The sequence below is a fragment of the Blastopirellula sediminis genome (genome assembly GCF_020966755.1).
Classification (GTDB): Bacteria; Planctomycetota; Planctomycetia; order Pirellulales; family Pirellulaceae; genus Blastopirellula; species Blastopirellula sediminis.
Window position 1 is genome coordinate 1,352,793 of sequence record NZ_JAJKFT010000010.1, and the last position, 20,452, is coordinate 1,373,244.

Below are 20,452 nucleotides of genomic sequence, written 5' to 3' on the forward strand. Positions count from 1 at the left end.
CGTCGCGCTTCCTTGCTGGAGGACTAGTCCAAGTTTAATTGCTCTTTCCAATAACGAACCTGTTTCTTGACCTCGCTCGGGGCAGTTGAGCCGTAACTTTGGAAGGCGGCGACCGCCTTATCGACCCCCAGCACGTCGTATACGCTCTCGTCGAGCGACGGATTTAACGCTTGAAACGCTTCTAACGGCAGGTCGGCCAGCCGGCAGTCGGCTTCCATCGCCTGTTTGACCAGGGCGCCAATCTGGTGGTGAGCCGTTCGCTGCGGCGTTCCCAGCTTGATCAGGTGCTCCATCAAGGTCGTCGCGTCGAGGAATCCGCGATCCAACCGCGACCGGATCGATTCGACCTTTAGCTCGGCTCCGGCGACGATCGGCGCCGCGAGTTCCAAGCAGGCCGAGACCGTGTCATACGAGTCGAACAGCGGCTCTTTGTCTTCTTGCAGGTCGCGGTTGTAGGCGAGGGGCAACCCTTTCACCAGGACCAGCAGCGACTGCAAATTGCCAATCACCCGGGCGCTTTTTCCGCGGACCAGTTCGCAGACGTCGGGATTGATCTTCTGCGGCATGATCGAAGAGCCGGTGCAGAACTGCTGCGGCAACTTGATGAAGTTGAATTCGACGGTCGACCACAGGACCCATTCGTCGGCCCACGTGCTGAGATGTTCAGCGATCAACGTCAGGCAGAACGCGAACTCCAGCAGGTAGTCCCGATCGCTCGAGACGTCCAAGCTGTTGCGGGCCACATCCTCAAACCCAAGTCGCTGGGCGACGTTGTGGCGATTGATCGGCAGGGTGGTGCCGGCCAAAGCGGCCGTTCCCAGGCTGCAAATGTTGACGCGGCGGCGGCAATCGGCCAAGCGAGTCCGATCGCGCGCGAGCTTTTCGACGTAGGCCAACCAGTAATGCGGAGCCAGAACCGGCTGAGCGCGCTGCAAATGGGTATAGGCGGGAAGCAGGATCTCGGCGTCGGCGTCGCAGCGACCGACGAAGGCGCGCTGCAAGGTTTCCAGCCGCTCATCGATCGCGTCAATCGCCTCGCGAACCCAGAGCCGGGTATCGGTGGCGATCTGGTCGTTGCGGCTGCGACCGGTGTGCAGCTTCCGGCCGACATCGCCAAGGCGGTCGACCAGCTGCTTCTCAATATTCATATGGACGTCTTCGAGCGACTGTTGAAACTCGAAGTCGCCGGCGTCGATCTCGGCCTTGATCGCCAGCAGGGTCGTTTCGATCTGGCCGGCCTCTTCCGCCGTCAATACGCCTACATCCGCTAGCATCTGGGCGTGAGCGATTGAGCCAGAAATGTCCACCGCGTAAAGCCGGCGGTCGAAGCTGACGCTCTCGGTAAAACGTTCGACGCGCTGGTCCGCTTCCGTGTTAAAGACCCCGCTCTGTGATGGACTGACGCGTGCCAAAAGTGCCTCGGAATTGCGCAGCAAAAAATCGCTAGAAAAATCGACAACATTCGAATATTAAACGGCTTAGGAGAAGGTGTCAACGAGTCGGGCAGCGCGGTTGCATATCTTTTGGGCATCCTAGGCCCCCATCATCGGTATTGATCGATTCCTCCTATTAACCCGCGCAATTTCACTCTCGTTTGACCAGCTTCTGAGGGCCCTAAAGCGGGCTTGCTGCGCATTTATTCTCCATTGAAGCCTATTTCGCAAGCACTGCCCGAATCGGCGATTTCCGCGCTGCGACAACCCGTGATTGGATCTTGGGCAGGTAATAGGGGAGATAGCCATCAATCGGGATTGATGGGCCCTGGAGAGGCGACTATTCGACTTTTCGCTTCCGCTTTTGTGAGGAGGGGAGCAACCGTCTGGACAGTTGTTTGCGCTCTAGGCCCGCCAGACGCCGCTCGTTCGCGTCGGCTCGAATCTTTCGTCGCTTGATCCGGCACGCGAGGCAACGTTTGGCGCCAGAGTAGATCGCTCCTTTGATCACCTCATACCACCATTTCTGATTCTTGGCGGTCCAGACATCTTCGACGCCGCAGTCAGCGCAGCGGTACGAGATGTCGTCATATCCGTTTTCGTAGAATGCCGGCGGACTGTACGTGCCGAAGGGGGCCAACTGCGAACGGTCGCAGGGAACGTTTCCCGGTTTGAAAACGATCGGAGTGTTGATCAATGGGGCGTTGGCCGGCCGAACTTCGCCCCGCAAGATCGCGGCGTAATGGGCTCGCTGCGCTTTGCGGGCTCGTTTCGCTTTCAGCTGCTCACGCTTCTGGCGATTGCTTTTCATGGCTTCTCAGTACACAGACGGGCTTTTCGTTCTGTAGATTTGCTAGCGAATTTTCATGCATGTTAGTCCGAGAAGGCGTCGAAGTGCGCTGCCATCCTACCGCCCTAACTTGCTGGGCGATCTGATGAAACGCGCCAGGAATGATTGGCCCCCTGCATATTTGGACGAAACCATTCTTAAGAGCGCTGACCGACCCGTTTAGGTTCGCTGGAAAACTATCCAATAGCCCCTCTTCGGCATGGGAATGCGCTCGTTCCGCAAAATTCCGCCTCCGGAAAAAACGAAAGATATTCTTCAGTTGCAACCAGAGGAGACTTCGATGACGGCCCACGTTGATTTTGCAACCGAAGATCAGATCCTAATCGCCAATGTGTCTGGCGCTTGGGAGAAGCCTGGCGATACGATTGCGGCATTTTCCAAAATCCTGGCCCAAGCGGAGAGCGCGGGTTTGTATCGAGTGCTATATCTAAGCGATATGACCGGACGAATTCCCACCACGCTGGAAGGACATTTCCTGGGACAGCGAGCGGCGGCGATTCTGGAGCCGCTTGCGGTGGGTTACGTTTCCTTGCAAAAGCGCGACGCAAGAATGGAAGAGGCGATCCGCTTTGTCGTTCGGGTTGCGAAAAATCGAGGGCTGCACAGCGAGCTGTTCGCCGATCCGGCGGAAGCTCGTTATTGGCTAGCTCAGCACTCCGTAGTCCCCGCGGCAAGGCGCTAACGATCGGTTCCCCACTTCTATTTCCGACTGCTGCTTTTTCGAAAGCGGCATGTTAAATCGTTGCAGGCAAGACGATGGACATTCACTTTGAATTTGAACTTGAAGAACAGCTATTGGTCGTGACGACCAGTGGTCCATGGCATTCCCATGAAGACAGCGTGGCGATGTGCAACACGATTCGCGAGGTCGCGCATCGACATCATCGCGATCGCGTGTTGTGGTTGGACGATACCGTTGGCCGGCCGATCACCGTTTTGGAATCGCACATTTCAGGCGAAGCGGCGGCCGATGCGTTTCGCTGCCTCGCGGTCGTTTACGTTCCGCGTTATGAGTTGACTCCCGAACTGCGTCAACGTCTCGACTTTTTGGAGACTGTGGCGAAAAACCGCGGACTACGCGGTCAAGTTTGCCTGGAAGAAGAGGCGGCCCGCGAGTGGCTGAGCGCCGTTCCGAGCAGTTACTTTGCGATGTGCGATTGGTAAACCTGATTCCGCCGTTTCGCGTCGCTTGTCGACGTTCACGATTTGCACCGAAGAATGAGGATGTTCGAGCGTATGACGACTACTCCCTATTCCGTCGGCCGCGACGCTGCGCCTGTCCATTTTGAGCCGACGCCGCCACGCGCGGATCACGATATCGAATACTTGTTCGTCGCCGAAGTGGATCATCTGGTGGTCCAGACGAGCGGACCGTGGGGGAGCGTCGAACAGTTCCTGGCGATGGCGCATCGAATCTCGGCGGAAGCGGAAGCGGAGAAGCTTGACCGCGTGCTGTGGTACTTTGATCTCACCAACTTCCATCCCAATCAGTTGGACGGCTACCGGATCGCTGAAGAGTGCGTATCGATCTTTCGCAAGTTCGTATTGGCGATCGTACGTAGCGAAGCGGTCGACTCTGAAGCGAGTCTGCGGATCGATGAGCTTGGCGACATCGCCCATAACCGCGGTCATACCGGCCGCCACTTTTCGGACCCTCACCAAGCCAGAAACTGGCTGCTGTCGGTCCCGCGTTATCTGACGCATCTCTGGGACCAGTAGGTCCACGCTCGGGCGCAGCAAGCGGCTTTGTCGGAACCTGATCGCCGCGCGTGCGACGTTCCTTGATCATCGCCAGAGATCCTTGACGAAAGAGGCCAGCGGTGGCGACTCTAGTCGAGGAATTCCCTAGGGTGCGAACTAACTGCGGCAAGCTCGGCGGTCGGTCTTAGTAGCCGGAATCTTCCAACCGCACTTTGGCCAGGGCGATCTGGGCCGCCGTTGGGGTCTTCTCGGTTGGGAGGTGTCCGAGCAGATCGAACTCTTCCGGTCCGATGATCGTCAGATGGGCGCCCAGCATGACCCGGCGGTACTCGGCCGGCATCGCCATGATCTTTTCGGCGACCTCGGGGGGAAGATCAGCCAGCAGCTCGCTGACGTTTTCCTCGTCGACCAGCAAAAGCAGGCGATGGGCCGCTTCGGCGGCCGGAATCGAACCGCATTCAAAGAGGTCAATGATCTTCGTTTTCGGCTGCATGCGGGTCGCTTTTTGTAGGGTTGGCGGTACGGAAGGTACGGGCCAATTGTAATTGGCTGCGGAGTTTAAAGCGATTCCTTCATGGTCGCCGGAGGCCCTCGGTTTTCAGGGCGGGAACAAATCGCCAGCGACCGGATCGGCGTCCTGGCGACCCAAGTCGAACGGCGGGGGACCGTCAAAAGCGCGTAACCGATTAACAAAGCACTACGATCGGCGACCGTCCGGGGAAGCGGCGGCTGGCGCGATTCGGTCAATTTTAGGTAAGGAACCGCCAAATGGTGGCGAATTCTATTGACGGCGGTCAATTCGCGCCGATACGATCAGACTGCAAGAATGACTTGCCGGCTGACGAAAGTCCCGAAGACGCGAGCGACGATCAGGTTTCCGGTCCGAATATTCGACGGCGCACGACCGAATCTTCTTCTCCCCTTCTGACTGTAGAGCCGGCTTAGCAGCCGCTCGCGAACCGCTCGCCTGGGTTGCCATCCTTTTTTTCGTGTTCCATCGATCCGTCTGAGATCGATAACCAGTTTCTTGTCAGAAGTTTTGATTAGGTCTGCGCCTGTGGGTAAGAAGTTGTATGTAGGGAATCTCCCCTACCAGTATGGTTCCAGTGAGCTGGAGAACCTGTTTGGTCAATATGGTCAGGTCGCTTCGGCGAGCGTGATCAACGATCGCGAAACGGGCCGTTCGCGCGGTTTCGGTTTCGTGGAAATGGCGTCCGACGGCGATGCCGTTGCGGCGACCGAAGCTTTGAACGGTTTTGACGTCGACGGCCGTAAGCTGGTCGTGAACGAAGCCCGCGAACGTGAACGCACCGGCGGCGGTGGCGGCGGCGGTTACGGTGGCGGCGGCGGCGGTGGTCGCGGCGGCTACGGTGGCGGCGGCGGCGGTGGACGCGGCGGTTACGGCGGCGGCGGTGGCCGTGGCGGCGATCGTGGCGGACGCGGCGGCGATCGTGGCGATCGTGGCGACCGCGGTGGCGATCGCTGGTAAGCGATCCTCGCATTCGGCGGCATTGGCCGAAAACAAATCAACATTCGACAGCGGCTGCTATCCGGCAGCCGCTGTTTCTTTTTCTTGGCGCTCTGGCGGCGCCTTAAAACTCGTCGTCCGGGATATCGTAGCGGCTGAAAAAGAGTCCCGGCTCGTACTCGACGCTCCAGCGGTGAACGTAGTGGTGCGGTACGCCGTAGAGCTGATATTCAAAGGCGCCGGGACGCTCACCCGGCTCCAGCAGTTCGACGAAACCATCTTCGCCAGAGAGCATCATCGCGACCCGGTTCTTCGGCAGGAAAAAGCCCAGGTCACCAAGCGACGAGTCATCGATCCGATCTTTTGACCGACGGAGAAGAAACGCTTCCGGCGCATCTTCGTCATGCTGATACTCGAAGTTGCATCCTTCAATCTCTAGCGTCAGCTTCTCAAGCCGAGGCAGGGTGCGAGCCGCTTCCAGCACCGCCCGAAAATGCTTTCGCTCTGCGCCGACTCGGCAAGGAGCGGTCCGCTCGTTCAGCCAAGGAAGTGATAACGTTACGCCGATCGATGCGAACGTCGCCGCCGCCGCAATCGGCCAGTTAACCGTTAACCAGAGCCAGACGAGCGCTCCGGCATGCAACAGGATCAGCATGGCTAACCTTGCCAAGCGGAGACCATAGCAGTCCCACTGTAACGTGCCGCGGATGTAATCCTGATCTTGCCATGTGCTGGGACGCAGCAAGTGAAAGGCGTACCGCAAAAATTCGCCAGCGGCTGAATCGACGCCAAACCAAAACGCCGCATAGAGAAGCGTCGCGACATACAAAACCCAGGCCATAACCATCTTGCTGCCTCCGGCGGAGATATTCGCTATCCTACAAGGGCGGATCCGAGCGAAGCAACAATTCGGGCGATCTTCTTCCCTGGGCGGCGCCGCAAAAACTACACCCCACATGCACGATTAAATTCACCGCAATGAAATACTTCTATTTCGACGAAGGCAAAGAAAAAGGGATCGACGGCAATACGCCGAAAGAGGCGACGCAGGCCGAGGTGCTTGCCGCGTGGGATGCGATGTCGGGCCAGGCGCTTTCCTTTCTGGGGATCGTCAACGACGGCGGCGTGACCCTGCAGTTTATGTGGGAAGAGGACGGCTCGATGGTGATCGACGTTCCCGTGCCGGAGCGCGGCGGATCATGGACCAAGACGACCGACGTCGCTGAGTGCAAAGAGGTGATCGCCGCTTTCTATGACGGCGTCGATCCGACGAAGATCGCAGGCCTCGTCTTCGAAGAATGGTAGTCAGCAGGTTAGGCCGTGGCCCGACACGCCGCTCTAAGCGGTCTGGGCCGGTCGCCCGCTTGGGTAAAGCGTGGCGATTCCTTTCCGCACGTAGGTCTCCATCACGTAGAGCGCCACCGCTCCGACCGCAGCTCCGGTCGTACCCAGCAGAAAGACCAACCCGATCCGATTCGGAAACAGCTTGTCGGCCGCCAGGTAAAATGGGACGTGGACCAGGTAGAAGTGGTACGACAGTTCCGAGAGCTTGGCGATGATCGCTTCGGCATGTTCATGCAGCGAGAACGGAATCGCCGTCGTCAGGATCGTCAGCCCGGCAATCGTCACGCAGGCGAAGCCCGGGTTTACGGCCAAGGTCAAAACCGCCGCCAGCAAGGCGATCGCGAGCGTCAGTTTCGGCGAAGGACGTTTCCCCAATTGGCCCAGCGATAGCCCGGTCAAAAAGGCGAGCGTATTAGAAGCGAAGCCCAAGTCCCACCAGAGCCAGGCGATCGAACCGACGATCATCACCGGCAAGACGCGACGATCAAACTTCACGACTGCGGCCAAGAGGTAGCAGAAGAGAAGCAGCGACACGAACCAGAAATAGATCCCGACGATGTCGCCGCGATGCGTCCAGCCGACGACGCCGGCAAACTCGGCGATCACCAGCGATAGCGGCGCCGGTTTGTATTGCACGATGTAGTTGGCCGACAAGACGCCAGCCACGGCGATCCAGTAGGGGACGTAGATCCGCGACAACCGTTTCGAGAGCCAGTTGATCGGATTGCCGTAGCGGCCTCCGGCGGCGAGCAGCCCGCTGATGGCGAAGAACATCGCCACGCCGATCTGCCCCGGATCGAGACCAAGCAGCACCCGCGGCGGCTCCAGGTCGCAGATGGTGATCAAATGCTGCAGCGCCACCATCCCCATCGCCAACAGTCGCGCAGCGTCAAGCCAAACCAGACGCTCCAGCGGCTTGGCCGGCGGGCGTTGTTCGACAGCGGGGGCGGTTTTAGGAGCAGGGGCTCGCATTCGACCGATTCAAAAAGCGGTAACGGGAAAGCGCAACGTCTGCTGAAAGCATAGGTTCCAAAACGGTGCGCTCCCGCCGCTTGTCGAATCGGCTGTAGCGATTGTAGCGAGAGCCGGCTATTGCTCCTGTTGCATCTTGAGCATCTCCGCCGCCAGCGCCTTGCCGATCCGGCCATACCAGATCGGACTTCCATAGTAGTGGTAAGCCCGGTCCGAGCCGACCTTCTTCCACTCTTCGACGTGGTCCTGCCAACCGTCGATCAGTTCTTCCGCCTTTTTGTCGACCAGGACGTCGGTCCGAATCGTTTTGACGTTCCCGGCGAACTCCGGCACGTCGTTCATCGACAGCTGTGCGTCTTGAACTTGCTTCATCCGCTCGCTCGGTTCGGCCGAGCCATTTTGTCCCAGGGCGCCAATCACGACCGGCAGGTTCGGCTTGTTCCACGCTTTACGAACGTCTTGAATCAACAGCTTCATGTTCTGCGCGTACTCGCCAGGCGCGTCGTCGCCGAACATGTCGTTGAAGCCTTGGAACCACACGAAGCCGGCGATCTCCGGCGTCTTTCCTTTGAGCGCGGGGAAGAGCGTATCGGCGTTCTTCAGCGTCGAATCGACTTCCTGCATCATGTTACGGTACGAGACGCCGTACTCCGCTTTGATTTCCTCCATGGTCGGCAGTGGATCGTTGCGGTTCCGTTTTTCGTTGTTGTTGCGGACGCGCTGTTGGGCTTGCGCCAGTTCTTTTTCGAGCGCTTCGTCGCTGGGCAGGCCGGCGCTCGGCGGACGGAACTTTTGATAGAGGGAGTGCCCACCCCAGGCAGTTTTGATCAACAGGACCGGTTGCTGGTAGTGCTCGCCGACCGCGTAACCGAACTCGAGCTCGAGCCCTGTCTTATTGGGCGAACCATATCCGATCGTCAGCGGACCTTGGCGATTCAGGAACTTGATAGAGACGTCGTCGCGCTCAATCCACTTGCCGTCCTGGCGCCAATGGGCGAAGAGCTCGGCGGTCGGCGGATCGCTCGCTTGATGTTCCAAGAGGGCGTTGTCCGCTTTCCCTTCCATGTTCGATTGCCCCGCCAGGATGAAGACGGGATAGGTGTCGGCGGCAGTCGTTTGCAGCCAGCAGCAGGCCAGTGCGCTAGCGAGGAGAATTCGAAGTGAAGCCATGATGGGAGCGATCCTAAAAGGGTTGGGTCGATAGAAGAGAGAGGGGCCGTGCGTTACGCGTCGTCCAGGTGCATCTTTTTGGAGAGGGTCGAATACAATTCGGTGATTTCAAACCAGAGCTCTTCCTCGTCGCTGCATTTCATCTTATCGAAGTAGCGGCCTTCCTTTTCCACCAACGCCTGACCGGCGAACTGTTTCCCCAAATACATCAGGACGTCATATTCGTCCGACGTCCGGAGCACTTGGTAAGGGGCGGCTTGCGTCCCTTCGCCGGTCGCGAGGATCCCCTTGCAGCAGGCGATCGCGATGAACCGCTCAAACTCGGCGTCATCCTTTTTTCCTTGCTGGTCGTAGTTGAAGGCGATCAGCATGTGAGCGCTGGGAGAAAGGAGGAGATTGGGCATCGATTGCCCGATCGTTTCCACCGCTTCGATCAGTTTCCCTTCGTTCGTCAATTCTTCGGCCTGGTTCAGTTCGTCCGAGTAAGGATCGTACGTTTCGGAATTCATTACCACGCTGCGCAGCGGTAGATAAGTCTCAGCCGACGGATCTTTCAAGAGATCCATAAACATCTCTCGCATGGCAAGGCTCCAGGAACGTGGGATTCGGTCCGCGAAGGGGGTTACTCTTGAGAATACCCGTTGCGGCAGCCGCAAACAAACAAATGGCGACATTCCTTGCTCGCTCGGCGGCCCGATCGCGATTAAACTGGAATCCCCCTCCCGTTGTCCGCCTGCGCCCATCGGAACGCCCCCATGAAACGTCTTTTCCTGCTTGTCGCGCTGCTGGCGCTGGTCAGCCAAGCGTCGGCGGCCGAACTTCCCAACATCGTCATTTTGTACGCCGACGATATGGGGTACGGCGACCTCGGCGCCGATAATCCAAAGTCGAAGATCCCTACCCCCAATCTCGATCGCCTGGCGAGCGAAGGGATGTGTTTCACCGACGCTCACAGCTCGTCCGGCATCTGCACCCCCAGCCGTTATGCGCTGCTGACCGGTCGCTTTCACTGGCGCAAGTTTCACGGCATCGTCAACGCGTTCGACGGGCCGGTCCTCGATGACGAGCTGACCATTCCCGAGCTGCTGAAAGAGAAGGGGTATCGCACCGCTTGTATCGGCAAGTGGCATCTCGGTTGGAACTGGGACGACATTCGCAAGCCGGAGGTGAAGCCTGAAAAGGATCAACGAGGGCGCACCTTCTATCCGCCGGCGGCCTTCGATTGGTCGAAGTCGATCAGCGGTGGACCTCTCTCCCATGGGTTCGACTATTACTTTGGCGACGACGTCCCGAACTTTCCTCCGTACTCCTGGTTTGAAAACGATCGGGTCATTACCGAACCGACGGAGCCGCTGCAGATCACGCCGGAAACCGCCGAAGGAAGTTGGGAAGCGCGACCCGGCCCGATGACCAAGGGTTGGGATTTTTACGCGGTCGTTCCGCGCCTGACCGAGCGAACGGTCGATTGGATCGGCGAGCAAAAGGGGAAGGAGGGGCCGTTCTTCCTTTATGTGCCGTTCAACTCACCGCACGCGCCGATCGTGCCGACCGAAGAGTTTCGAGGCAAATCGCAAGCAGGCGGGTTCGGCGACTATGTAGTGCAAACTGACGACAACGCCGGCCGCATCTTGAAGGCGCTCGACGACAACGGTTTCGGCGAAAACACGCTCGTGATCTTCAGCGCCGACAACGGCGCCGAACATTACGCCTACGAGCGCGTGCGGAAGTTCGACCACTGGAGCTCGGCGCCGTTTCGCGGCGTGAAACGCGATCTCTACGAAGGGGGACATCATGTCCCGATGATCGTGAAATGGCCAGGCCATGTCCCGGCCGGCACGGTCAACGACACGCTGATCAGCCAGGTCGACGTGATGGGAAGCGTCGCCTCGATTGTCGGTTTGTCGCTGCCGGCCAACGCCGCCGCAGATAGCTACGACATGTCGAAGGTCTGGACCGAAAACGGGAAAGGCCCACGGCAGAGCATCGTTCACAACACGATGGCCGGCAAGTTTGCGATTCGGGATGGAGACTGGTTGTTGGTCGCCGCCAAGACCGGTGCCCATAGCAAAGTCCCAGCCTGGTTCGACAAAGAGAGGGGCTATCTCGAAGATGATGCGGACGGCGAACTATATAACCTCAAACTTGACGTCGCGCAAAAGCACAATCTTTACGCCGATCATCCCGAGAAGGTGAAAGAGCTGACCGCGCTGATGAAGCGAACCCAAGCGAAAGGGCAAGTGCGGCAATAGCGAGATCATGTTTGCCGCAGCTTCCTTGTTCTCCGTGTGCCCTCATTAACCCCCACCATGAAAATGCCCCAAAGAATTCTCTCCCTCTCCATTGCGCTGACGCTTGTCGTCTGTTCGCAAGCAGCGTTGCTCGCTCAGTCGGCCGACGCCACCAAATCAATTGATGCTGCGGTCCAGCCGTATGTTGATCGTCAGGAATTAGCCGGCGCCGTAATGTTGGTCGCTGACCAGGAAAAGACGCTCAGCCTCTCGGCGGTCGGTTTCGCCGACATCGCTTCGCAAACGCCGATGAAGGACGATTCGATCTTTTGGATCGCCTCGCAGTCGAAGCCGATCACCGCCGCCGCACTGATGATGTTGGTCGACGAAGGGAAAGTGAAGGTCGACGATCCGGTCGAAAAATACCTGCCGGAGTTTCAAGGTCAGATGGTCGTCGCCGAAAAGGATGGCGAGCATGTCCTGCTCAAGAAGCCGGTTCATCCGATCACTGTCAAAAACATTCTGTCCCACACCAGCGGGCTGCCGTTCGCTTCGCGAATCGAACAGCCGACGCTCGATCGCTTGCCGCTGGCCGATCGGGTTCGCAGTTATGCGATGACGCCGCTCGAGTTTGAGCCTGACTCGAAGTACCAATACAGCAACGCCGGCATCAACACGGCAGGGCGGATTATCGAAGTCGTCACCGGCAAGAGTTTCGAAGCGTTTCTCGACGAGCGACTCTTCCAGCCGCTCGGGATGACCGACGCGACCTTCTGGCCGAGCGAAGAGCAAGTCGCCAGAATCGCGAAAAGCTACAAGCCAGGACCCGGCGGCAGCGGTCTCGAAGAAACGACGATCAGCCAATTGCACTACCCCTTGAGCGACAAAGCGGAGCGATATCCGATGCCGGCCGGCGGACTGTTCGCGAAAGCATCCGACATCGCGCGGTTCTATCAGATGTTGGCCAATGAGGGGGAATTAGACGGCAAGCGGTATCTCTCCAAAGAGGCGGTCGCCATGATGACCAGTCGCCAGACTCCGGAGGAATTGCCGACCGGCTATGGTTTTGGCCTCTCGGTCGGCGGCGATCAGTTTGGGCATGGGGGCGCTTATTCGACCAATTCGTATTACAACAAGAAGCAGGGCTTGGTCTTCGTCTGGCTCGTCCAGCATGCCGGTTTTCCCGGCAAAGGGGGAGACGCCCAAGGGGCGTTCCGCAACGAAGCGAGCAAGCAGTTTTCGAAATAGTAGCCCGCAGCGCAAGCGCGGGGGAAAACGCTCGCAAATTGAGCGTAACGATCGAAGGAAGAATAGAGCGTGACGACTGATAGATCGAGCGGCGAAATCCTCAACCTCCGTAACTACGTCTGCATCGGCCTCTTGGCCTACGGCGCCTACCGCGCCTTCGAAGGCTTTCAAGCGACCGACGGGCCAATGCGGCAGCAAGCGTTCGGAGTGGCGGGGATCATGGTGGTGACCAGCGCCATCCTGTTTGCCGTTTGGACGCGGCGTGGCTCCCGCAAGCAGGAATCTGCACCCGAGGAACCGACTGCTGACGCCGCGGACAAAACGAGCGAAGGCGAAGAGAAGTGATGACCGCGGTTTATTTCGTCAAAGGCGATTTGCTCGATCAACCGGTCGAAGCGATCGTGAACGCCTGGAACCGAAATATCATTCCGTGGTGGCTCCTCTTGCCGCAGGGGGTATCGGGGGCGATCAAGCGTCGCGGCGGCCTGGCGCCGTTTCGCGAAGTGGGGCGTCGCGGGCCGATTCCGCTCGGCGGCGCCGTCCTCACCTCGGCTGGCAAGTTGCCGTTTCGCGGCATTATTCATGTCGCCGGAATCAACATGTTTTGGCGGTCGTCGGAGGTTTCGATTCGCAATTCCGTCGATAACGCCTTGCAGATCGCGACCGACGAGAACTTCGCTTCGATCGCGTTTCCGCTCATCGGCGCCGGATCAGGCGGATACCGCGCCGACCGCGTGCAAGAGCTCATGGTCGACCAGATGCAGCAGCGCGATTGGTCGATTCCCATTACGATTGTTGAGTACCAGAAATCGCCGCCCAGTACGGCAAACTAGAACCATTCCCCGGAGCCATCCTCATGTCGCTTCGTTCGCTCGTCTTCGTTGCAATTCTCGCTTGCGCTTCAGTCTCGCTGGCCGATCGACCGCACGTTTATCTGTTGTCAGGACAATCGAACATGCAGGGAAGCGGCCGCGTCGCCGATATTCCCGAGAGCGTGCCGCGTGAAATCCCCAACGCTTATCTGTGGAACGGCAAAACGTTCGAGCCGATGGTGCTGGGACAGACCAAGCTGGGCGCCAACCCCAATACCTTCGGTCCAGAGGTTGGCTTCGCCTTGAAGGGAGCGACCGCCGAGCATCCGGTTTACTTGATCAAGTATTTCGCCAGCGGCATGCCGTTGTATCACGGCTGGAACGGCGGGAAGTGGGAAGGGACCGAGCCTGGTCCAAAACGCCGGAACTTTTATCCGGGGCTGACGCCGGACGATCCGAACGTCGGCGCCCTCTATCAGCAGATGCTGTCGATGTACAAGAAAGGACTCGCCGAACTTGCCGCTCAGGGAGAAGAGCCGCAGGTCGAAGGTTTTCTCTGGATGCAAGGCGAGATGGACGCCAAGGGAGAAGAGTCGGCGATCAGCTACGCCGCCAACCTGAAACGACTCCGCGATCGCCTGGCGGCTGATTTGAAACTCGACGCCGAGTTGCCAATGGTCTACGGTCAGGTCTTGCCACATGAGCCGGCCGCGCCGCGGTTCACCCATCGAACCGAAACCCGTCAGCAAATGGCCGATGCAGACGCCGACTCCGGCAAACCGGAAGCGATTCCCAACGCCAAGATGGTCTCGACCGACGGTTTTGAAGTGCTGGCCGACACGGTTCACTATAGCGCCAAAGGCCAGCTCCAACTCGGCGAAGCGATGGCTGCCGCGATGCAGAAGCTGACGCAGAAGGGGCGATAGCCTGCACATTGCTTGCTGAAAATCAACAACTGCTTTTCTGGCGAGACGGTTCTTAGGGGAGTCTTTTTCGGGTGCGCGAATCGTTGAAGCCGTTGGTAGCGTTGGTGCTGATGATCTCGTTGGTGCTGGCAAGCGTCGCGTGGTACGTCTATGGAAACGATCCTCCCACACCGACGTTGTGGCTGATGTGGATCGGGACCCCGTTGCTGTCGATCGTTTGCTGCGTGGCGCTACTCTTGCCGGATCGTCGCCAGAATCTTGCGGAAGATTTCCTGACCGAGTTGCATGGCGAATTCTTAAACCGAAACGGATTCTGTTTCAGCGTTGGTCCGGCCGCCGAGGCAGGTCTCTGTTACATCTACGTTTTCTATCAGAATCAATTCGCCAATCGATCGATTGGTCGTGTTGCAATTCGTCCAGCGCGGGGCTTTTGGATGACGCGTCCCGACTTTCCCACGATCTGCGTCGATGTGGCGATGGAACCGGGCGAGTATGGCTGGGTCCGCATGCCGATGCCGGTTCCCACGTCGCTGCAAGGCAAACAGCAAGCGTTCGAGGTAGGGGCGGCGGTTAGTTATCCCGAAGGCAAGGGAATACAGCTTCGCTTTGCCGAAGGAATCTTATTGCGAACCAACTCAGAGTTTAACGACGCGTTTCAGACCGCCTTAGTCGTCGCGGCGAATCTTACCGGACAGTTTATGGCATTCAAGCCGACGATGATTAAGCTGCAGTTGCCGACCGGCGTCGCCAGCGAACTCACCGGCGAAATTCGCCACGATCGCCAAACGATTTGGACCTATTCAGCGCCGGCCATTTAACGGCGCTGATCCGAGGTTCATGGGATGCGTTGACGCGAATCGCCGATGATTCGCCCAGTTGCTGGCGACGCAGGTTGATTTGCGATGACCGCCAACGGAACGAACTGTTTCTCCGGCTACCGCGCTGGTCGCATTCCTCCCGATCAACCTCTCGTCAGGATCGTACCCGCTACCCAATTGGGGTTGGTTTGTTCGGCCAAATGATCTTTCGAAGGCGAAGAAAAGAGAGCTACTTCGCATGGCTGTTCATTTATGAAAGTGATTTTTCCCAATTCGTTCTCGCCGTCGATTAGAAACTGTGAATCAAGGGGCGGCCTGAATATAGTGGAAGAGTGAAAACCCCACGCTGATTTTGCCCCCTGATGCTTATGTCCGCCGATCTACTTTTCTCCGCCGATGCGCCGCCCACTTCCGCTTACTTGATGACCTGGACCACGCAAGGGACTTGGTTCTTTAGCGATCAAGTCCAAAGCAATCTCACGTTGTCGTCGCGCCGAGCGGCGTCGATCTCGCTCTCGATTGCGCAGCGTGAACTCGTCGAACAGGCGATCGCCGACTGTTGCCAACAAAACGGCTGGAGCCTGGTCGCCGCCAACTGCCGCTCGAATCATGTCCACGCGATGGTGAGCGCAACGATCGATCCGCAAGAGATCCTCCGAGCGCTGAAAGAAGCCGCCGCGTTGCAACTTAATCAAGCCGCTGCGCCGCGTGAGTCATGGTGGGAAAAAGGAGGCAACGTCCGCTCCCTGAACAACGACATCGGCATCCAGGCCGCGATGTTCTACATCCGCGTGATTTTGCAGCGGATGTAAGTCGGGCGAAGAATTGTTTTCGGGTGGCCCGGGCAGTTCGTTAGAACTGGCTGGGTTGCGCAGCAACACGATGCTGCGCCATGCGGCCGCAAAGAGAGCGGGCGTTGGCCACGATAAATAGACTTCCTGCCGGATGGCGCTGTATCTTGTCGCTAAAGCGACCCAACCAGTCTTTGCAAGACTGGTCGGGCCACCCGAGTGATTTTCATCCGGCGTTTAGCCATTCTTCCGCGCCGCCCAGGTCCAGTGGCGATCGCTGGTCGCAGTAACCGTGGCGGGATCAAAGCCGAGCGGCTCGACCAGCTCGCGCACTTCGTCGAGCGTCAGCGCCGCACGCAGCGAATCGCCAAACAGCCGGCGTTCATGGTCATCTACGCCGCCGTACGTTTCGACCAGATGGGCAAGCTCTTCTTCGCTATCGGGGCGAAGGAGATCGCGGATGAAGATCATACCGCTAGGACGCGTAACGCGGATGATCTCACGGAGGGTCGGCAGCGGATCTTCGAGGTGATGAATGATGCTGTTCGAGATCACCAGGTCGAACATCTCCGAATCGAATCCGTTATCGGCCGCGTTGGCTTGGGCGAGTTGAATTCGTTCGAGCATGCTGTCGATGTCGATGTTCGCCTTGGCGATGTTCAGCATCGAGGTCGACATGTCGATCGCCATCACGCGCGCGGAGGGCAACTTTTGGCAGAGCGCGATCGGAATCAGCGCGGTCCCGGTCCCCACGTCGAAGACGTCGAGATAAGAACCATAGTCGGAGGAAGGATCGAGCGAGAACGCTTCGCAGAGATCTGCGACGAACTTCGCATTGACCGCCGAGTGATCCATCGCATCGTAGACGGCCGCTTCCTGAGGGTCGTCCATCACCTCGTCTTCCAGGATGCGAATGATCATGTCGTCTCCTCCCAATCTTCCAAGCTTTCGGTCGGCGGGCCCTCTTCGAGTCGGCAATAGTGGAACAACACCAACACGCCGGCCGCGCACAAATAGGCGGCCAACATGTAGATCGGCGTTTGTCCCGCTGCGGTATCGGGCATCGGATGCCAGACCCATTGGCCCAAAGCTCCATCGTACCAGAACGGCAGGAAGACCGGGCTGCCGGGAAGCGGCGAATGAATCACGCCAAAGAGGGAGAAGAGCCCGCACAGTGCGAAGAAGCCGGCGGCGGTCAGCAACTTGCGATCGATGATCATCGCCAGCGCCGACGCCCACAACAAACTGGTCAGGATGAATCCGCCCGAGAGCATGCGGAGCGTTTGCAGTTTCACCCCCAAAGGACCAAAGAAGTTCCCCTGCGAGATCGACTGGATCGATTCGGCGGACGCTTTCAACTTGTCGAGCCCTTCGGTGTCGGCCGGCAGCGCATCGATCGCCGCAGTGAGCTGCGCGGCTTGACCCATGTATTGTCCTTGCGCGTCATCGACAAAGACGAGCACCAATGCCGCCAGCGCTGGCACGCAGGCAAGCGACACGGCGGCGTAATGCTTCTTCTTGGTCGCCAGGAAACTTTGCGCGGTGATCTCCAAGCCGATGAAGACGAGGATCGGAAAGACGGTCGACTTCGGCACGAGCCAATAGAGATAGCCGAAGTAACCAATGGTTCCCGCGCCGCCGACGAACAGCGCCGTCGCCAGCACATACGCGGAACGGCCTCCCATCGCTTTGTACGCGGGGTGGCCGATGTATGGAGTCGTTTGAATCACGCCGCCGCACAGGCCCGCGACCAGCGTGGCGATCGCTTCGACCAGAATGATCCGATCGGTATCGTATTCGTCGCCGACGGCCGCAGCGCTTTCGACGCAGTCGATCCCGCCGATCACCGTACCCAGCGCGAATGGAATCACGACCGGCAGATAGTTGAGCGCGTCTCCCATTTGCGCGACCCAGCCAAAACGGAAGACCGCCAACCAATCGGTCGGCAGCAGACCTTCGTGCGGATTGAACGGCATCGGTTCTTTGTCGGCGCCGAGGATGCCAAACGCGTCCATCACGTAGTAGATGAACCCAGCGATCAACAGTGCGGCGAGAGCGCCGGGGATTTGTTTCGGCAAACCGATTCGCGCGACGAGCGTGGTCAAGATGATCGCCAGCGCGGTCATCCCGACGACCGGATAATGAAGCGACTCAACGAACGGGAGGAAGCTGATCAGTACTAGCGCCACCGCGGCTAGCGATCCTAGCAAGCCGGCGCGGGGGAGGAACTTTCGGATCCAACCTGATCCGAAAGCGCACGCAACTTTGAAGAGACCGCTAATGACGATCGAGCAAATCCCAATATGCCACGTATAAACAGCAGCCTCTGTTTCATTCAGTTGTAAAATGTGCTGAGCGTGGTTAAAGGCTGGTCCCAGCACAAAGAAAACCATGCCGAACGTGCTGGGCGTGTCGAGCCCTAAAGGCATAGCAGTAACGTCGTTGCGCCCGGTTCTGCGGGCCAGAGCCAGGGCCATAAAGAAGAAGGCCAGGTCGCCGACAAACACTCCAATCGCGGTTCCCGGAGCCATATGCCGGATCGCGAAGTTTGTAGGAAAGTTAAAAACCGTTGCTAGCAGACCAATCGTTAAAAGCAGATCGGCGATGTTATCTAACATCAAGCCAAAGAAGGCGTTAACGTCGCCAGCAGCGGCCCAGTGAGGAGTCTTTTTCGTCATTTTGGCTGCCGTGGCACGGTGTTTGCGATTAGGTTCGATCGTGAGTTTAGGAGGCTAGTCGCACGCTGTCAAATCGGCGGATTTTGCTCCCTTCGAGCGTTTGACCGGAACATTCATGGTAGGATGGCCGGCAAACTGATCCGACGACAAGCGGGCGACGATCCAGGAGGACTTCTGTGAAGAGCAGAAGAAATCCGGGCCTTTTTGGAATGGATGTCGAACCGTCGCCCACTTGCCGCGTAAGTAATCATGACAGCCACACTTGAAATGACGCAGAGCGCTTCGGAGTTTACCTACCTCGAACCGATGTCCGATGAAGATTTGATTCTCGGATATCGGGAAAGTGGGGATCGTGAGCTTTTTGAATGCCTCGTCAATCGCTACGAGCGGGAGTTGTTCAACTACCTGCGACGCTATCTGAATGACGCAGAAATGGCGGAAGACGCCTTTCAGGCCACTTTTTTACAAGTGCACCTGAAATGCGAATCGTTCGAGGAAGGACGACGATTCCGCCCCTGGCTTTACACGATCGCCACCAACCAGGCGATCGACGCCCAGCGTCGTTCTAAGCGGCATCGCATGGTCAGCTTGGATCGCACCGGCCGGGAAGACGCTGATGAGATCGGGGGTCTGGTAGACCTGCTGGTCAGCGGCGAACCGGCTCCGGCCGCCCAGATTGATGACGCAGAGCGCCAAGCGTACATGCAAGAGGCGGTCAAGCAACTGCCGGAATCGTTGCAGGAAGTCGTGATCCTGGTTTACTATCAGGGTCTGAAATACCGCGAAGCGGCCGACATCCTGGGAATTCCGGTCGGAACTGTCAAAAGCCGACTGCATTCCGCGGTGATCAAGCTGACCGAAGCTTGGAACCGCACTTACGCCAACGACGACTACAATGCGTGACAATCTCTTAGGTTATTTGCTTAACGCCCTCGATGAGGACGAAGCGCGCGACGTCGAAGTCCAGGCCGAGCGCACCCCGGAAATTCAAAACGAACTACTGCGGCTACGTTCTCACGTCACCCTACTGGAAGACTCTTGGGTCGATATCGCTCCGCCCGCCGGATTAGCCGCGCGGGCTTGTGCGTTTCTTGACGCACCGATCGGTCGGCAATCTTCCTCTTCGCCGGAGGCGGCTGACGCTCTGGTCGATGAGAAGCCAGTTCCGCGTCGCAGCCGCGCCTTCGCCGCGATGACCAGCGATTCGTCCCGGTTTACGATGGCTGACCTGTTGGTCGCCGCCGGCGCTTGCGTCGCCGCCGCGGTCATTTTCTTCCCCGCCTTGGCGAGCAGCCGGATGTTGGCGTCGCGCCTGCAGTGCGAAAACAATCTGCACCAGGTCGGGATGGCGCTGCACGACTTCGCCTACCAAAACAAACAGCAAGCCTATCCCGCGATCGATGCGGATGGCCCGGCCAACTTCGCCGGCTCGTTCGGTCTGCCGCTGGTTGAACAGGGCTATTTGAAGTCGCCAGAGTATCTGAGCTGTGCGGCGAACCGAGGCAAAGCAGATAAATTCCGTTTGCCGACCCTGAAAGAAGTTGCCCAGGCAGCGCCCGACCAAATCCCTGGTTTGCATGCGAACTTTGACTTGGTCTACAACTACAACCTCGGCACGCAGAAGAATGGCCGCGTCATTCCGCCGAAGATGCAGGGACGCACTGACTACCCGGTCGTTTCCGATATCGTTCGCGTCGGCGACAAAGGAAACCTGAACGCCAATGGCCACGGGGTAACCGGGGTCAATGTTCTCTTCGATGACGGGCGCGTTGATTTCATTCGCTTGGATGAGATTCCGGAGCTGGTCCGTCAGTACTATTTCAACGACCTGGGGAAGGTCGAAGCAGGCGTTAACGAGAACGATCCGGTTCTCGGCAGCGGTTTCACCAAGGCGCTTTCTGGGCGTTAAGATCCGGGGAATTGAAAAATTTAGTGGAATTGAGCGTTACTTAAACGCTGTTTCCGGCTAAATTAGGGAAGCCTCGCAAAACGAGGTCACCCTCTTCCCCCCGG

The 20,452-nt window shown here is 58.3% G+C and carries 23 protein-coding genes; 14 read left to right on the top strand and 9 right to left on the bottom strand.

Features of this window, described 5'->3' with window-relative positions; genetic code table 11:
* Positions 1-23: 23 nt before the first annotated feature.
* Both argH and LOC68_RS17135 read right to left on the bottom strand, forming a co-directional pair.
* Positions 24-1,412: an argininosuccinate lyase gene (gene argH / locus LOC68_RS17130; RefSeq protein ID WP_230220987.1), complete on the bottom strand. Its 1,389-nt coding sequence runs from the start codon at positions 1,410-1,412 to the stop codon at positions 24-26.
* A 361-nt stretch (positions 1,413-1,773) separates the two neighbouring features.
* Complete coding sequence (locus LOC68_RS17135; protein WP_230220988.1) at positions 1,774-2,244, bottom strand: zinc-ribbon domain containing protein; 471 nt, start codon at positions 2,242-2,244, stop codon at positions 1,774-1,776.
* A 244-nt stretch (positions 2,245-2,488) separates the two neighbouring features.
* On the opposite strand from LOC68_RS17135, the gene LOC68_RS17140 reads away from it, so the two are divergent.
* From LOC68_RS17140 to LOC68_RS17150, 3 genes are all read left to right on the top strand, one after another.
* Complete coding sequence (locus LOC68_RS17140; RefSeq protein WP_230220989.1) at positions 2,489-2,965, top strand: hypothetical protein; 477 nt, start codon at positions 2,489-2,491, stop codon at positions 2,963-2,965.
* A 74-nt stretch (positions 2,966-3,039) separates the two neighbouring features.
* Positions 3,040-3,447, top strand: coding sequence for a hypothetical protein (locus LOC68_RS17145; RefSeq protein WP_230220990.1), 408 nt, complete (start codon positions 3,040-3,042; stop codon positions 3,445-3,447).
* A 72-nt stretch (positions 3,448-3,519) separates the two neighbouring features.
* A complete protein-coding gene (locus tag LOC68_RS17150; RefSeq protein ID WP_230220992.1) occupies positions 3,520-4,002 on the top strand; it encodes a hypothetical protein in 483 nt (160 codons plus the stop codon).
* 166 nt (positions 4,003-4,168) lie between these two features.
* Here LOC68_RS17150 and LOC68_RS17155 read toward each other — a convergent pair whose 3' ends face one another.
* Positions 4,169-4,477 (bottom strand): hypothetical protein, encoded by a 309-nt coding sequence (locus LOC68_RS17155; protein WP_230220994.1) that lies wholly within the window; start codon positions 4,475-4,477, stop codon positions 4,169-4,171.
* Between the two features lie 564 nt (positions 4,478-5,041).
* Between LOC68_RS17155 and LOC68_RS17160 the strand changes: the two genes are divergently transcribed.
* Positions 5,042-5,473, top strand: a complete 432-nt coding sequence (locus tag LOC68_RS17160) for an RNA recognition motif domain-containing protein (protein ID WP_230220995.1) — start codon at positions 5,042-5,044, stop codon at positions 5,471-5,473.
* 103 nt (positions 5,474-5,576) lie between these two features.
* Here LOC68_RS17160 and LOC68_RS17165 read toward each other — a convergent pair whose 3' ends face one another.
* A complete protein-coding gene (locus tag LOC68_RS17165; protein ID WP_230220997.1) occupies positions 5,577-6,299 on the bottom strand; it encodes a hypothetical protein in 723 nt (240 codons plus the stop codon).
* Between the two features lie 131 nt (positions 6,300-6,430).
* On the opposite strand from LOC68_RS17165, the gene LOC68_RS17170 reads away from it, so the two are divergent.
* Positions 6,431-6,757: a hypothetical protein gene (locus tag LOC68_RS17170; RefSeq protein WP_230220999.1), complete on the top strand. Its 327-nt coding sequence runs from the start codon at positions 6,431-6,433 to the stop codon at positions 6,755-6,757.
* Positions 6,758-6,790: 33 nt separating this feature from the next.
* On the opposite strand, the gene LOC68_RS17175 is transcribed toward LOC68_RS17170, so the two are convergent.
* From LOC68_RS17175 to LOC68_RS17185, 3 genes are all read right to left on the bottom strand, one after another.
* Positions 6,791-7,768, bottom strand: coding sequence for an acyltransferase family protein (locus tag LOC68_RS17175; protein ID WP_230221001.1), 978 nt, complete (start codon positions 7,766-7,768; stop codon positions 6,791-6,793).
* A 117-nt stretch (positions 7,769-7,885) separates the two neighbouring features.
* Positions 7,886-8,938: a sialate O-acetylesterase gene (locus tag LOC68_RS17180; RefSeq protein ID WP_230221003.1), complete on the bottom strand. Its 1,053-nt coding sequence runs from the start codon at positions 8,936-8,938 to the stop codon at positions 7,886-7,888.
* 53 nt (positions 8,939-8,991) lie between these two features.
* Positions 8,992-9,519, bottom strand: coding sequence for a DUF4919 domain-containing protein (locus LOC68_RS17185; RefSeq protein ID WP_230221005.1), 528 nt, complete (start codon positions 9,517-9,519; stop codon positions 8,992-8,994).
* Between the two features lie 174 nt (positions 9,520-9,693).
* Here LOC68_RS17185 and LOC68_RS17190 point away from each other — a divergent pair, with 174 nt between their 5' ends.
* The 7 genes from LOC68_RS17190 (at position 9,694) to LOC68_RS17220 (ending at position 15,782) form a co-directional block, all read left to right on the top strand.
* On the top strand, positions 9,694-11,187 hold the full coding sequence (locus tag LOC68_RS17190) for a sulfatase family protein (RefSeq protein ID WP_230221006.1): 1,494 nt from the start codon (positions 9,694-9,696) through the stop codon (positions 11,185-11,187).
* A 63-nt stretch (positions 11,188-11,250) separates the two neighbouring features.
* The gene (locus LOC68_RS17195) at positions 11,251-12,414 is read left to right on the top strand and encodes a serine hydrolase domain-containing protein (RefSeq protein WP_230221008.1); all 1,164 of its coding nucleotides are present in this window, start codon (positions 11,251-11,253) and stop codon (positions 12,412-12,414) included.
* Between the two features lie 69 nt (positions 12,415-12,483).
* Complete coding sequence (locus LOC68_RS17200) at positions 12,484-12,759, top strand: hypothetical protein (RefSeq protein WP_230221010.1); 276 nt, start codon at positions 12,484-12,486, stop codon at positions 12,757-12,759.
* A complete protein-coding gene (locus LOC68_RS17205) occupies positions 12,759-13,247 on the top strand; it encodes a macro domain-containing protein (protein ID WP_230221011.1) in 489 nt (162 codons plus the stop codon). Before LOC68_RS17200 ends, LOC68_RS17205 begins: the two co-directional genes overlap by 1 nt.
* Positions 13,248-13,270: 23 nt before the next feature.
* Complete coding sequence (locus tag LOC68_RS17210; RefSeq protein ID WP_230221013.1) at positions 13,271-14,152, top strand: sialate O-acetylesterase; 882 nt, start codon at positions 13,271-13,273, stop codon at positions 14,150-14,152.
* Positions 14,153-14,223: 71 nt separating this feature from the next.
* A complete protein-coding gene (locus tag LOC68_RS17215) occupies positions 14,224-14,970 on the top strand; it encodes a hypothetical protein (RefSeq protein WP_230221015.1) in 747 nt (248 codons plus the stop codon).
* Between the two features lie 368 nt (positions 14,971-15,338).
* Positions 15,339-15,782 carry a transposase gene (locus LOC68_RS17220; protein ID WP_230221017.1) on the top strand — a complete coding sequence of 148 codons (444 nt, stop codon included), beginning with the start codon at positions 15,339-15,341 and terminating at the stop codon, positions 15,780-15,782.
* Positions 15,783-15,998: 216 nt separating this feature from the next.
* Here the strand turns inward: LOC68_RS17220 and LOC68_RS17225 are convergent, their stop codons facing one another.
* Together LOC68_RS17225 and LOC68_RS17230 are read right to left on the bottom strand one after the other, a co-directional pair.
* Positions 15,999-16,682, bottom strand: coding sequence for a class I SAM-dependent methyltransferase (locus tag LOC68_RS17225; protein ID WP_230221018.1), 684 nt, complete (start codon positions 16,680-16,682; stop codon positions 15,999-16,001).
* On the bottom strand, positions 16,679-18,439 hold the full coding sequence (locus LOC68_RS17230) for a permease (RefSeq protein ID WP_230221020.1): 1,761 nt from the start codon (positions 18,437-18,439) through the stop codon (positions 16,679-16,681). Before LOC68_RS17230 ends, LOC68_RS17225 begins: the two co-directional genes overlap by 4 nt.
* A 249-nt stretch (positions 18,440-18,688) precedes the next feature.
* Here LOC68_RS17230 and LOC68_RS17235 point away from each other — a divergent pair, with 249 nt between their 5' ends.
* Positions 18,689-19,342, top strand: a complete 654-nt coding sequence (locus tag LOC68_RS17235) for an RNA polymerase sigma factor (RefSeq protein WP_230221022.1) — start codon at positions 18,689-18,691, stop codon at positions 19,340-19,342.
* Complete coding sequence (locus LOC68_RS17240; RefSeq protein ID WP_230221024.1) at positions 19,335-20,348, top strand: hypothetical protein; 1,014 nt, start codon at positions 19,335-19,337, stop codon at positions 20,346-20,348. The genes LOC68_RS17235 and LOC68_RS17240 overlap by 8 nt, the downstream gene beginning before the upstream one ends.
* Positions 20,349-20,452: the final 104 nt, after the last annotated feature.

What these genes read in the sequence shown, in the direction of transcription:
- LOC68_RS17135 (WP_230220988.1), bottom strand. Translation starts at nt 2,244, where the DNA reads ATGAAAAGCAATCGCCAGAAGCGTGAGCAGCTGAAAGCGAAACGAGCC.
- LOC68_RS17140 (WP_230220989.1), top strand. Translation starts at nt 2,489, where the DNA reads ATGCGCTCGTTCCGCAAAATTCCGCCTCCGGAAAAAACGAAAGATATT.
- LOC68_RS17145 (WP_230220990.1), top strand. Translation starts at nt 3,040, where the DNA reads ATGGACATTCACTTTGAATTTGAACTTGAAGAACAGCTATTGGTCGTG.
- LOC68_RS17150 (WP_230220992.1), top strand. Translation starts at nt 3,520, where the DNA reads ATGACGACTACTCCCTATTCCGTCGGCCGCGACGCTGCGCCTGTCCAT.
- LOC68_RS17155 (WP_230220994.1), bottom strand. Translation starts at nt 4,477, where the DNA reads ATGCAGCCGAAAACGAAGATCATTGACCTCTTTGAATGCGGTTCGATT.
- LOC68_RS17165 (WP_230220997.1), bottom strand. Translation starts at nt 6,299, where the DNA reads ATGGTTATGGCCTGGGTTTTGTATGTCGCGACGCTTCTCTATGCGGCG.
- LOC68_RS17170 (WP_230220999.1), top strand. Translation starts at nt 6,431, where the DNA reads ATGAAATACTTCTATTTCGACGAAGGCAAAGAAAAAGGGATCGACGGC.
- LOC68_RS17175 (WP_230221001.1), bottom strand. Translation starts at nt 7,768, where the DNA reads ATGCGAGCCCCTGCTCCTAAAACCGCCCCCGCTGTCGAACAACGCCCG.
- LOC68_RS17180 (WP_230221003.1), bottom strand. Translation starts at nt 8,938, where the DNA reads ATGGCTTCACTTCGAATTCTCCTCGCTAGCGCACTGGCCTGCTGCTGG.
- LOC68_RS17185 (WP_230221005.1), bottom strand. Translation starts at nt 9,519, where the DNA reads ATGCGAGAGATGTTTATGGATCTCTTGAAAGATCCGTCGGCTGAGACT.
- LOC68_RS17190 (WP_230221006.1), top strand. Translation starts at nt 9,694, where the DNA reads ATGAAACGTCTTTTCCTGCTTGTCGCGCTGCTGGCGCTGGTCAGCCAA.
- LOC68_RS17195 (WP_230221008.1), top strand. Translation starts at nt 11,251, where the DNA reads ATGCCCCAAAGAATTCTCTCCCTCTCCATTGCGCTGACGCTTGTCGTC.
- LOC68_RS17205 (WP_230221011.1), top strand. Translation starts at nt 12,759, where the DNA reads ATGACCGCGGTTTATTTCGTCAAAGGCGATTTGCTCGATCAACCGGTC.
- LOC68_RS17210 (WP_230221013.1), top strand. Translation starts at nt 13,271, where the DNA reads ATGTCGCTTCGTTCGCTCGTCTTCGTTGCAATTCTCGCTTGCGCTTCA.
- LOC68_RS17220 (WP_230221017.1), top strand. Translation starts at nt 15,339, where the DNA reads ATGTCCGCCGATCTACTTTTCTCCGCCGATGCGCCGCCCACTTCCGCT.
- LOC68_RS17225 (WP_230221018.1), bottom strand. Translation starts at nt 16,682, where the DNA reads ATGATCATTCGCATCCTGGAAGACGAGGTGATGGACGACCCTCAGGAA.
- LOC68_RS17230 (WP_230221020.1), bottom strand. Translation starts at nt 18,439, where the DNA reads ATGACGAAAAAGACTCCTCACTGGGCCGCTGCTGGCGACGTTAACGCC.
- LOC68_RS17235 (WP_230221022.1), top strand. Translation starts at nt 18,689, where the DNA reads ATGACAGCCACACTTGAAATGACGCAGAGCGCTTCGGAGTTTACCTAC.
- LOC68_RS17240 (WP_230221024.1), top strand. Translation starts at nt 19,335, where the DNA reads ATGCGTGACAATCTCTTAGGTTATTTGCTTAACGCCCTCGATGAGGAC.